The sequence below is a fragment of the Glaciecola sp. 1036 genome (genome assembly GCF_050306235.1).
Lineage (GTDB): Bacteria > Pseudomonadota > Gammaproteobacteria > Enterobacterales > Alteromonadaceae > Glaciecola.
In genome coordinates, this window is sequence record NZ_JBLWFH010000004.1 from 123899 (window position 1) to 136723 (window position 12825).

The 12825-nt window shown below is 41.1% G+C and carries 9 protein-coding genes; 1 reads left to right on the forward strand and 8 read right to left on the reverse strand.

The genetic code is table 11. From position 1 onward, the window contains the following. The first annotated feature begins 53 nt into the window (after nt 1–53). Nucleotides 54–1061 (forward strand): hypothetical protein, encoded by a 1008-nt coding sequence (locus tag ACNKW3_RS07755; RefSeq protein ID WP_427398715.1) that lies wholly within the window; start codon nt 54–56, stop codon nt 1059–1061. A 42-nt stretch (nt 1062–1103) separates the two neighbouring features. On the opposite strand, the gene ACNKW3_RS07760 is transcribed toward ACNKW3_RS07755, so the two are convergent. The 8 genes from ACNKW3_RS07760 to hisS form a co-directional block, all read right to left on the reverse strand. Next, nucleotides 1104–1478: a PH domain-containing protein gene (locus tag ACNKW3_RS07760; protein WP_427398716.1), complete on the reverse strand. Its 375-nt coding sequence runs from the start codon at nt 1476–1478 to the stop codon at nt 1104–1106. A gap of 122 nt (nt 1479–1600) precedes the next feature. Beyond that, entirely contained in the window at nt 1601–3472 is a 1872-nt protein-coding gene (locus ACNKW3_RS07765; protein ID WP_427398717.1) for a choice-of-anchor I family protein, read from the reverse strand. 127 nt (nt 3473–3599) lie between these two features. Next, nucleotides 3600–4592, reverse strand: a complete 993-nt coding sequence (locus tag ACNKW3_RS07770; RefSeq protein ID WP_427398718.1) for a response regulator — start codon at nt 4590–4592, stop codon at nt 3600–3602. Then, nucleotides 4576–7815 (reverse strand): MHYT domain-containing protein, encoded by a 3240-nt coding sequence (locus tag ACNKW3_RS07775; protein ID WP_427398719.1) that lies wholly within the window; start codon nt 7813–7815, stop codon nt 4576–4578. Before ACNKW3_RS07775 ends, ACNKW3_RS07770 begins: the two co-directional genes overlap by 17 nt. 239 nt (nt 7816–8054) lie before the next feature. Continuing rightward, nucleotides 8055–9500, reverse strand: coding sequence for a ribosome biogenesis GTPase Der (gene der, locus ACNKW3_RS07780; RefSeq protein WP_427398720.1), 1446 nt, complete (start codon nt 9498–9500; stop codon nt 8055–8057). A 107-nt stretch (nt 9501–9607) separates the two neighbouring features. Further along, the gene (gene bamB, locus ACNKW3_RS07785; RefSeq protein WP_427398721.1) at nt 9608–10831 is read right to left on the reverse strand and encodes an outer membrane protein assembly factor BamB; all 1224 of its coding nucleotides are present in this window, start codon (nt 10829–10831) and stop codon (nt 9608–9610) included. Then, complete coding sequence (locus tag ACNKW3_RS07790) at nt 10824–11480, reverse strand: YfgM family protein (RefSeq protein ID WP_427398722.1); 657 nt, start codon at nt 11478–11480, stop codon at nt 10824–10826. Before ACNKW3_RS07790 ends, bamB begins: the two co-directional genes overlap by 8 nt. Nucleotides 11481–11512: 32 nt before the next feature. After that, on the reverse strand, nt 11513–12790 hold the full coding sequence (gene hisS / locus ACNKW3_RS07795; RefSeq protein WP_427398723.1) for a histidine--tRNA ligase: 1278 nt from the start codon (nt 12788–12790) through the stop codon (nt 11513–11515). Nucleotides 12791–12825 lie beyond the last annotated feature (35 nt).

Consider the following 12825-nt stretch of genomic DNA (forward strand, 5'->3'; position numbering starts at 1 on the left):
AACTGCTACAATCCGTTTACAAATTAGACATAAATACAGCGGACGTAGTAATCATGCCGGGACAAAAAATCTTTCAAAAATGTGTATTTTTCTCAATACTCAATTGTTGGGCAGGTGTTTCACTGGCTAACCCCCAAGTCCCCATTTTTGCCGCTGAATTAAGTGACAATATTTCCCAATATTGCGAAACCAACAACTGTCTAACTCATCATCTAGATAATCAGACCCTGACTAACATAATTGCAGAACATCCAGAATCTTTGTCATTGCAAGAAGCGTTAAACTTATCCGAATATGAAATACTGGTCGGTAGCGTAGTCTTGGATGTAGATACAAACCCTGAGGTCGTATTGGAAATTACCACTAGTTGGCGAGGCATTCCTATTGATGAAATTAATTTGAGTCAAAAGCTAAACAATGCCCCTGACAATCAAATGGTATATGAAGCTAGTGCTCAGGTATTGGCAAATTGGGTAGAGCATATACAGCACTTCCATGTTTTAGACGCTGAATTAATCTATAAAACCATTGGCGCTAGTAATTATGAACAAGAGTTATCTCTCCCCAGTCGCATTGGGGATTTTGAATTAGAGCAAAGAGCGCTTTACAGAGATCCATTGCAGGGTTCAATCGCTAGGTACACACATCCTAAATTTGCAAATGCTATTGTAGATATTTCGGTATATCCAGTGTCTCCTTTTACTCACGCTACCGATGTGCCTGATACGGATCTTATGGCTGCAGAGTTAGATGTAGAAAAGCAGCAATTACTGGCTTTGGTAAATCAAGCTGGAATAACGGATTATGAGATATCTGATATTAAACTGACCCAACTTGGCACTGCCGAACAAAGTCTTCAGGGTGTAATTTTAGAAGTAAAACTGGAAAGTGATGTCGAGCCTGTGTATAGCACTCAATATCTGTTTAAGAAGGGTGACAAGTTCGTGAAGTTAACCGGTAACTTCCCCAATTTGCTAATGCAATCTGTTGTAGAGCAAAGCATTGCGGCCATTCAAGTTCCGCCTGAATCAGAATTTATGCGGTCTATGCGTAAAGGATAAAGCTATTCGCTTTTCCTTTACAGATCATAGAACTTGGGTAGATTAAGCAAACATTAATTGCGCTAAATTCTTTTGCACAGATGAAGCAAGCTTGGATTTAAGTTCAATTTCAACAGGTGTTCCCTGCCCTGAAACCCAAATTTTTAATTCAGAATCGGTATCGAACGTACCTGCGGTTTCCACGATGAATTGGGTGATAGATTTGTAGGGGATACTTAAATAGCTAACTTTTTTTCCCGTCATGCCTTGTTTATCAATGAAAATAACTCGCTTATTGGTAAACACCAGCATATCTCGAATAAGTTTATAAGCATGCATAACGTTTTCATTGGAAGCTAAGACCTCTGCCAAAGCCTGATTGATTTCCCCAGCATCAACTTCACTGGCGTTACCCATTAATCCGTCTAAAAGTCCCATGTTTATTCTCCTAAATAAAAAGGCCCATAATCATTATGAGCCTTACAGTAACCTTAATGTTGTATCATGTTTTAATTAAAAACAAAATGCATCCATTCATATTTAACGCAGTTATTGGGGCATTACTGCTCTATCACTTGGTAAACAGTAACTGTACCGCTAACTTCACTGCCAACAATAAGTAGCGCATTGCCATTAGGTGAATTTTCAGCGGGCACGAATTTCACACTTTCTGGACCTAAATCTCCTGATAGTGAGACTTCATCACAGTTCATGCCTTCATTAGGATCACAAGGATCATCTAAATCGTCGTCTAACTCAAAGTCAGTGGAAAAATCACGGTTGTTGTAGTGAGTAACGAAACTCACATTGAATGGGTTAGTTACGTCGTAAACAAAGAGATCACCTGAACGCTCAGATCCGATAAAAGCATACTGGCGACCATTTATTTCACCTACATCAATGGCCTCTGGCTCGCCACCTTTGTCATCAGAACGATTGTCACCCTTGTTCTCAGTATGTGCACTATTAAAATCATTGCCTAATACAGCAGAAGAAATACGACCAAAATCGTGGCCTGAGTCATAGACTTGTTTTATGTTTTGGTCATAAATAGAAAATGAACGACCACCATAAGCATAAAGCGCTTCATAAACGCCATCTTCGTCGGCATCACCTAATACAGACGTCACTTTTAAACGGCCTAGGCCATCATCACCACCAGTAGCATCATATAATGCTTGCAATTCAGTGGATAACAACATGTTCAACTCGTCTGTATCAATTATATCTTTTACTCGAATTTCTTCGGAGAATGCATCGTAATCTCGTGAATCACCTTCGTTAGCTGTCACAATAAAAGTAGCACCATTCCATTGGTAGCTAGCGATAGAGTCTGGTTGATACATGCCGTAAACGTTTGGAAGTTTGCGGAATGATGCTATTTCATCGCGGTTGGTATAATCCATTTCAAACATTCCCCAATCTTTGAAGCCTAGTCCTTTTACTTCAACTTCCATATCTTCAAGATTGATTACGGCGATGGCGTTACTTTCTTGTAGCGACACATAGGCGGTTGAACTATCCGCTGACACTGTAATGTATTCAGGTTCAAAGTCTTTTGCTACAGTATTGCCTTCCGGGCCTGCAAACTTAACGCCTTCGGCCATAAAGATAGCCATACGTTCTTCGTCAGTATCCACATCTTCTGCATCCAGTAAATCATTGCTGAAGACTAAATCATCAGTAAAGTTGATTGTGCTAGCAACATCAGCAGGAACACCATCTGTAATGCTGATCACAGATACCGTGCCTTCAGGATCCACTGAATAGTCACTCAATGGCTCACCTTCATTAGCAACTAAGGCCATGCTGCCATCTGGAGTAAAGGTTACCATATCAGGCAACGCACCAGCTTTAACAGCTTTCACAAATGTGCCCTGACCTAATGCGTCTAAGGTATAAAACAACACTGCGCCATCTTCTACTTTAGACTCAGCTTCAACTGCAATAGCCAGCATGTCGCCGTAGATTGCAATAGAATTAGCCCCACCAAGAGTAATAGTTTCAGTAACTTGGTTTTCATCAAGTACATCCACAGTGGCAGGGAAGGTAAAGGCTGTACTGGTCAAGCTCTCATCTGTGATTGGCGAACCAACTTCAGTTGTAGGGACGTTGGTGAGAGAAATCACTTCAATTTGATTTGAATCTGCATTGACTGCGAATACTGAATTTGAAGTTGTGTGAAATTGCACAATTTCAGCAGCACTTTTTCCATAAACACCAGTGGCAAATCGACCTACAACTTGCAACGCTAAATCTCGAGGAGCATCTTGTCCATTTTGACCTTGAGGGCCTTGGTCGCCTTGAGCGCCATCAGCGCCTGTAGGCCCTTGTGGACCGACATCACCATCATCGCCTTCTAATACACAAGCCGATAATGACGCAACTAAAGATAAGGTTATTAGGGATTTAACAAAGTGTTTTTTATACATTTTTTTGTCCTTGTACAATTTCGGAACAAGGAGCATAAAAACATTAAGTGACGGTTGGATTTCAAATTTATTAACAAGGGATTACCAATTCTTGACACTTAGATGACAAATTAAAATTATCTAGTGATTATTCGTCATCCAAGTATTTGGCTTTTACTTTAAGTACTTGATCAAGGTTTTCAGCCAGTAAATCCACTAATTCTGGATCAAAATGTATGCCTTTTTGCGACTGCATATACGCCAGCGCCTGTTCTACAGACCAAGCTTCTTTGTAAGGACGTTTACTGGTCAAAGCATCAAATACGTCTGCAACTGCAACAATTCTACCTGCAATAGGAATATCTTGACCTTTTAGACCATTGGGATAGCCACTGCCGTCCCATTTTTCATGATGGGTAAGAGATACCGTTTTTGCCAGAGCAATTAAATCTGAATCGGCTTCACCGAGAATTTCAGCGCCTATTTGCGGGTGAGTTTTCATAATGGCAAACTCTTCGTCGGTTAACTTTCCCGGTTTCAACATAATGTAATCAGGAATACCGATTTTGCCGATATCATGCATAGGTGCAGCATGAAACAAATCATCAGCCTGCTCAACCGTATAGCCATAGGCTAAAGCAACAATACGAGAATAGTGACTCATGCGCAAAATATGCATACCCGTTTCGTTATCTTTGTACTCAGAAGCTCGACCTAAACGCTGTATGATTTGTAACCTTGTGCGTTTTAGTTCCTCTGCTTGCACTAGAGATAAATGGTTTTTAACTCTGGCTCTCACAACAGCAGGAGAAAATGGCTTTGCTATGTAGTCTACAGCGCCGCATTCAAGCCCGGCAGTCTCATCGACTGCATCGTTTAAAGCCGTTACAAAGATAACGGGGATATGTGCGTATTTTGGGTTTGCTTTGATCTTTTGGCAAACTTCGAAACCTGTCATTTCTGGCATCATCACATCTAACAGGATTAAATCGGGACGGGCATCTTCCACCAATGAAAGTGCATTGGCGCCATTTTTAGCGAAATAAAGTTCATAATCATCATTAAGAGTCTTCTTAAGTACTCGAAGATTAACTGCCTCATCATCCACGATGAGTAATTTAGCGCTATTGGTAGACGTCATTTAATTCACTTTCTATTTCTGATAGGAGTTTTTCAATGGCTTGAGCTGCTAGTTCAAACTCAAAATCATCAATTTCATCCTTTATTTGATCGACTTGATGCAAATATTCTGAAGGTAAATTCTCAGAAAGTTGTTGCCAAGCATCGTCATCAACATGACTGCGTTTAACGTCATCAAGTAAGGTTTTTAGGCTACTAACAAGACTTTCCCTAGACCAGATTCGCTTGTTGATATCAGTCTCAGAGTGTTGAGGTGATTGCTTAATACCAGAAACTAATTCTGGGATATGTTCAAATTTATTTATTAATTGACCGGCTATTAGCAGATAATTTTGTGTATCACCTGTTGTAAGATGTTTTTCCATCCAGCTCATGCATTGATGCATCTGTTCTAAACCAAGATTGCCTACTACACCTTTTAATTGATGAAGCTTTTGCGAAGTCGCATGTTGATCATTCGTTGCCTGCTCAGATGCTAATTCAACAAAGGAAGCTTTTAACCGTTGTACTCTTTGTAATTCTTGAATAAGGGCTTTTTCCGTTCCCCATAAGGAGAGCGCATAATTAAGATTAAGCATCGCTTTTTTATCCAAGGTTTGCTCATCTTGAGTAGTAAACACAGGGCCTAATTTCAATACTTTCGCCATTTCATTAAACAACGCGTTTTTATTAATAGGCTTGTTGGTAAAACCTTCCATACCGGCCCTTTGGGCTGCGATTCGATCATTTTCTAAGACACTTGCGGTAAGCGCAATAATAGGTACAGGGGATAGCTTATTTGCACGTTCATATTGGCGTCGCTGTCTGGCGGCAGATAGTCCATCCAATACTGGCATTTGTACGTCCATTAATACTAAATCAAAGGTGTCTTGATTGAGTTTATCTAAAACTTCCTGACCATTTTGCACACTCACCACTTGGTGCCCTTCTCTGCTGAGTAACAATGACAACAAATCCAGATTCTGCTGTACATCATCCGCAATTAAAATGCGTAACTCAGGTAAGGACTGAGCAAGTACTGTTTTATTATCTAAAACATCCTCTTCTTGGGCGTCTAGTAGAGGTATTTCTACATTAAAACAGGTACCAACACCGAGTTCGCTGGTAGCGCTGATCTGTCCGCCCATGAGTTCTACCAGCTGCTTAGCAATAGTAGTACCTAATCCTGTGCCGCCGTATTTTCGGCTCATAGAGGCATCCGCTTGAATGAAGGGATCAAACACCTTTGCAAGTTGAGCTTCACTCATGCCGATCCCTTGATCGCAAATTTTTATGCGCAGAGATTTGTCATCATCTGATTTATCAACATATATATTCACGTAACCTTTTTCGGTAAATTTAATCGCATTACCGACAATGTTAATCAATACTTGGCGAAGTCGTTCAGGCGCTCCATGCATAAGTCCTTGCAGAGAAGACCCCATAGTCAATTGTAAATCTATGCCTTTACGATGGGCTTGCAAAGCAAAAGTAGAAATAACAGAGTCCACTAATTCAATAATAGAGAAATTTCGGTATTCAAGTGAAAGTTCGCCTTTTTCTAGTTTTGCAGAATCTAATATGTCATTGATAATATGCAATAATGAATGGGCGGATTGATGAATAGTACTGATAAACTTAATTTGTTCATCTGTCATTTGTTGTTCAAGCAAAATATCGCTAAAGCCAATAATGGCATTCATGGGCGTACGTATTTCGTGACTCATATTGGCCATGAAAGCTGCTCTTGCTTCAGCAGCGGCCTGTGCGTTATTTCGCTCGACTACTAGAGCGTCTTCCATATGTTTACGCTCAGTGATGTCCATTATCAAGCCATCTAAATATGTTCTTTTACCATCATCAGAGTGCATTCTACGGCCATATTCCATCATCCATTTAATGTTACCGTCTTTATCTTTAATACGATACTCGATTGCATAACTGTCACTCACAAAGGCCAAAATCTCTTGCACCTTGTTAAGATCCTCTGGCACAAATAGCTCGGTAAAAGATCGTTTAGGGTTGGGAATCAAAAAGTCTTCGGCCGGATATCCGGTAATAGATTCAACTGCATCGCTGATGAACACCATTGGCCAGGTGTCAGAATCTTCACAGCGAAACGTAATGCCAGGGATATTAGAAATGAGCGATCTGAACTTGGCCTCGTTTTCCCGTAGTGCCGCTTCCATTTCCTGACGTTGTCTTAAATCTTTTATAAATCCAATAAAGATATGCTGATTGTCTTGTTCAACATGCCCTATTTTCAATCGTACAGGAATCTCAGTGCCATATTTGTCCAACGCTATCACTTGATGCTCTTCAACGAGAGATTGTTGGTCTTTTGTTTGCATATAGTCTGCTACAAATTGCATTAAATTTTTGCATTTGTCAGAAGGCAGTAAAAGATCAACAGATTTACCTAAGGATTCGTTTACAGACCAGCCTAAAATACGTTGCACAGAAGCATTCACATTGATGATTTTACCTGCTTCATTGATTGTTAAAATACCATCTGCAGCGGTATTCAAAACTGCTTTTAAGCGTTTTTCATTGCGAATAGCTAAATTTGTAGAGTCTTTGTATTTAAAGATTAAATTTGTAGCTAACACTATGCCTGTAATACTGATAGTGATAATGCTGATAAAAAGCGCTAAATAGATCGAAATGTCTGCAGATTGGTCAGAAGGTTCAAAGCCAGGTGGCATCACGAATCTAGCCGCTGCCATGCCGGTATAATGCATTCCGGAAATAGCCACTCCCATAACTGCGCCTGCTATCAAATTGATGCTTAAAGTCGATTTTTCTAATTTAAATAACGATTTAAGCTTGAATTTTATCCAGAGTGAAACACAGGAAAAGAACACCGCAACGACAATAGATAGTAAGAATATGCCTAAGTCATATCGCAATAGTGGCGCCATCTCCATCGCAGCCATACCGATATAATGCATAGCGCCAATACCAGCGCCCATTAGAGTACCATTTACCAACAGGCCTAAGTAACTAATGCTATGGCGGGTCAAAAAATGCAATGCAGTCCAAGAGGCTACTATTGCTGGTAGCAATGAAATAGCTGTTGTCCCCCATCCATAGTCCACAGGAGTGCACATCACAAAGGCTAACATGCCTATAAAGTGCATGGACCAAACGCCACCACCTAAGGCAATACTACCGGAAAACAAGGACACTCTGCGTCTAAACACAGAATCCGTACTAGCTGCCTGTGAAGCAACTTGAAAACCCATAAAGGAGGCAAAAATTGCGATGCAGATGGATAAAATGACGAAGGGAAAAGAGTACTCACCTTGAATCAGTAAGCTCGTCTCTATTTCACCGAAGAGTTCGGAAACGATAATATTTACCCTGAGGTTAATTAATAACGATTAGATAAATTTTATCGGCCGGAATTAGGAAAAGTTTATACTAGTTTGTCACTAGGTATTAAAGTAAATGCCTTAAAAACTAAGGCATTTACCGCGCACATTTACTTTTTCTTTTTATGAAAACTAAGAAGTCTATTACGTTTTCTTTGTTGGGATAAGGTAAGTTGATTTTTCTTACCTTCATAAGGGTTACTACCTTCTCTAAATTCAATTTTTATTGGTGTTCCCATTACATTTAGAGATTTGCGGAAATAATTCATTAGATAACGCTTATAAGCCTCAGGCAAATCATTGACTTGATTTCCATGAATGACGACCACTGGCGGATTATAACCACCGGCATGGGCGTACTTCATTTTCACTCTTCTTCCTTTAATTAGTGGTGGCTGGTGATCAGCTTGGGCCATCTCCATTATCTGGGTTAATAAGGCTGTGTTTATTCGTCGAGTAGCAGACCCATAGGCTTCCTGAACCGATTCAAACAAATGCCCAACGCCAGTGCCGTGACGAGCTGAAATAAAGTGCAAGCGAGCAAAGTCAATAAAACCTAAGCGACGATCAAGCTCTCGCTTTATGTCGTCTTTAATATCCGAATCTAGGCCGTCCCACTTGTTCACAGCTAATACCAAAGAACGTCCAGAATTTAAAACAAACCCTAATAAAGATAAATCTTGATCACTAATACCTTGCCGAGCATCGATTACCAAAAGCACTACGTTGGCTTCTTCTATCGCCTGTAGGGTTTTTACAATTGAAAACTTTTCTACCGCATCACTGACCTTTTTTCGCTTTCTTACTCCAGCGGTATCAATTAGGATATATTCTCTTTCATCTCTCTCCATGGGAATGAAAATGCTGTCTCTTGTGGTGCCTGGCATATCAAATACCACCACTCTTTCTTCACCCAATATGCGATTAGTTAAGGTAGATTTACCCACATTAGGTTTTCCAACAATGGCTAATTTTATGGGAAGGCTTTGTAGACGCTCGAGTTTTTGTTCTGCATCTTCCTCTTCTAACACAGGCGTTGGTGATACCAACATTTCAGGAAATTTCTCTTCCAAAGGTCCTAGCACAGTGTCTAACAACTGACTTACGCCTCGACCATGGGCAGCTGCAATTTGAATTAGCTGGGCGACACCTAGGGTATAGAAATCGGCGCTTTCACTATCGCCATCTATTCCATCAACTTTATTAACAACCAGATAAGCGGTTTTATCTTGTTTACGAAGATGTTCGGCTATGCCAATATCTGCAGGAGTCAAACCCGCTCTGGCATCTACAATAAAAAGAACGACATCGGCTTCATCAATAGCTAACAAGCTTTGCTGAGCCATAGCTGCATCAATGCCGTCTTCATCACCAGTAATTCCGCCTGTATCTACCACTATAAACTGCCGGTTTTCGAAATTTGCTTGGCCATATTTACGATCCCGTGTCAGGCCGGGAAAATCAGCAACTAGCGCATCCCTTGAGCGGGTCAAGCGATTAAAAAGGGTGGATTTGCCTACATTCGGACGCCCGACTAAGGCTATCACTGGTAACATGTTCTTTCTCTCAAATTAAAAACGCCAATGGAAACTTCCATCGGCGCTTATTGTACAGCTTCCAAGGTTAGTCGCAAATCGCTAAGCTTGGCTGCATTTTCTTGTGGCTAAGGTAACTCTATAGAATAAAGTTCGCCGTCTCGCAGTTGCACGTAAAGTTTACCCTCGTGCTCTACTGGTGCCGAATAGATGCCTTCATCTTCATCGTCACTTCCAACTTCAATGCGAGCAACATACTCACCTTCATCTTGGGTAAAGAAGTGCAAGTAACCCCACTTGTCTCCAACTGCTATGTAATCACCAACCGGCGTAGCTGAAGTTAATTCGCGCTTACGAAGCATGGAGTTTGACCATAGCTCAACCCCATTTCGACGATCCACCGCATATAAGTTGCTGTTAATATCCGTAATAAATAATCGATTACCTTCAATAGCTAGGTCTTGGTATGAAGCATATTCACGATTCCATACAACCTGACCAGTTCTTAGCTCAACGGCAGCAAGAGTACCGCCATAGCTAACAACGTAAATATTGCCACCAAAGATTAAAGGGGTGCTATCGATGTCAACGATTCTTTCTAGTTCTGTGGCTCCCGCTGGTTTGGCAATTAATTGCTCCCAAGCAGTTAAACCTGAATCAATAATATTTACTACTAGTTTACCGGAAGCCGTGCCTACAATGGCGCCACCGTTGGCCGCCGCAGGCGCTGAAACTCCGCGCAAACTCAAAGGCGGTACATCAGTCTCACTTTGCCATTTAACTTCGCCGGTATCTGCGTCTATACCAAATAAAACACCAGCGACTGTATTTACCACTACAACACCAGAGTCTACTGCAGGTGGCGCTAATACTTCACCACTCACTTTTGTCTGCCATTTGATGCTGCCATCTTCTTGGTTTAACGCTAAAACAGTGCCATTTTCAGTACCTAAAAATACAGTTTCATAAGCTACCGTTAAACCACCAGCGATTTTTGCTGAAACGCGACCGGCAAACAAACCATATAGATTTGTCAAACGACTGTCTTTACTCGGCGTACTAATGTCTTGTTCCCAAATCAGCTTACCTGTTTCGGGATTTAAAGCGTAAATACCACCTTGTCGATCAGCGACAAAAACTTTGCCGTAATCTACCGCTGGGCGTAAGCGAGAAAAATACTCTTCAGTACCATCACTATAATCGGCATCCCACAGGATACGTGGGGTAAAAGCGTTGGATATCTCCGGAAGACGTCTTATTTTGAGTTCTTCTTCATCTGTAAACCAACCTGAGATTGTACTACAGCCTGATAGTGTCCCTATCAGCAATACAACTATTAAATACTTATTCACTATCTTGACTCACTTCCTGAGAACCTGCTGCTTCAGCTTGCGCGCGAGCGTAAGCTATGTTGTCGAGTTTCATTTGGATATTAATATCTCCAGGAAGTTCAACCAAAGCTTGACTGTAAGCCGCTTCAGCACCATTAAAATCACCCTTGGCAACCAAAGCATCACCTTTTAACTCAAATACTTGATCATTGAAGGCTGTTGCTTTTACCTGAGCTAATTGAGCCACTGCTTGATCATATTCTTCTGCTTGAATATGTAACTTGGCTAAGCGAATTTTCGCGATATCAGCAACAGCATCGTCACCTTTTGCGACTCTAGATAAAGCTTCTTTTGCCGTGCTTAACTCATCTTTTTCAAGGGCTTGCTGGGCTACAATCAAAGCTGCTAGGTCGGTATATGCAGACGCGTCGTTTTCGCTGATAAAGGTTTGCAGTGGAGCGTAATCTTCAGTTTCAACAAATTTCTCTACACTTTGCTGATAAGCTACGGATGCCATCTCTTTTTGTTCTAACTGGCTATTTGAATACCAGCGCCAACTCCAAAGTCCGCCTACTCCAAGCACTACGCCAATAATAATGGCTGTACCGTTGTCTTTCCAAAACTGTTTAATCGCTTCGATTTGTTGTTCTTCAGTTTCGTAACGTTCCATGATGCCCTCTAAAATGACCAGATTTTCTGGTTCTATTGTGTTTCTAAACCACTCAAGTGTTGCATAATGCCTTGAATGTCCAACGTTTGTTGAGGTTCATCTTTACGCAAATATTTCAATCCATATTGCTTAGATTCGACCTCATTATCTCCAATAACAATTGCGACTTCTGCGCCGCTGTTATCAGCCCTTTTCATTTGTTTCTTAAAGTTGCCGCCACCACAGTGTAATTGAATCTGTAATTGTGGAAATGCATCTCTTAATTGTTCGCTCACTACCATTGCCTGTACCTGAGCCTGTTCGCCCATAGCAGTGATATAAACATCAGCTTTGGGCGCAAAATTTTGTTCAGTCACTTCTTGAATAAGTAACACTAAACGTTCAATACCCATAGCAAAACCAACCGCTGGACTGGGTTTTCCACCTAGTTGAGTCACCAAGTTGTCGTATCGTCCACCAGCACAAATGGTGCCTTGTGAACCTAATAAACTCGTGACCCATTCAAACACAGTACGGTTGTAATAATCTAGACCGCGGACCAATTTAGGATTGATTCGATAGCTTATACCCAAAGCATCCAATTGTTTACAAAGACCGCTTAAATGCGCTTTGGATTCTTCGTCTAAATAGTCGGTCAATACAGGCGCATTAACGAGTATTTCCTGCGTCTTGGCACTTTTACTATCTAAAATTCGCAACGGATTTGTAGTTAATCTGCGCTGAGAATCTTCATCTAGCTCATTTACAAATGCCTGTAAGTAAGCCACCAATGCATCTTTATAGTCTACTCTCGCTTGGGTATCGCCTATGGAATTTAGTTCCAAAGATACGCTATCTTGAATACCAAAGGCTTTCCATAATCTGGCGCCCATAAGAATAACTTCAGCATCTATGTCGGGGCCTTCTAACCCATAAGCCTCAACACCAAATTGGTGGAATTGACGATAACGCCCTTTTTGCGGCTTCTCGTGTCTGAACATAGGACCCATATACCACAATCGCTGCTGCTGGTTATACAGCAAACCATGCTGATTACCAGCGCGCACGCAACATGCGGTACCTTCTGGTCGCAAGGTTAAGCTATCACCATTACGATCTTCGAAGGTGTACATTTCTTTTTCAACGATATCAGTAACTTCACCAATACTTCGTTTGAATAAATCTGTACTTTCAAGAATAGGCGTGCGAATTTCTTGGTAATTATAGCGTGCAACTAATTGGCGAATTTCAGATTCGACAAACTGCCAAGCACCTGTTTGGCCTGGCAAACAATCATTCATACCACGTATTGCTTGAATGCTTTTTGACACTGGATCCCTACTGCAAAGCTATTAATTAAAGCGCG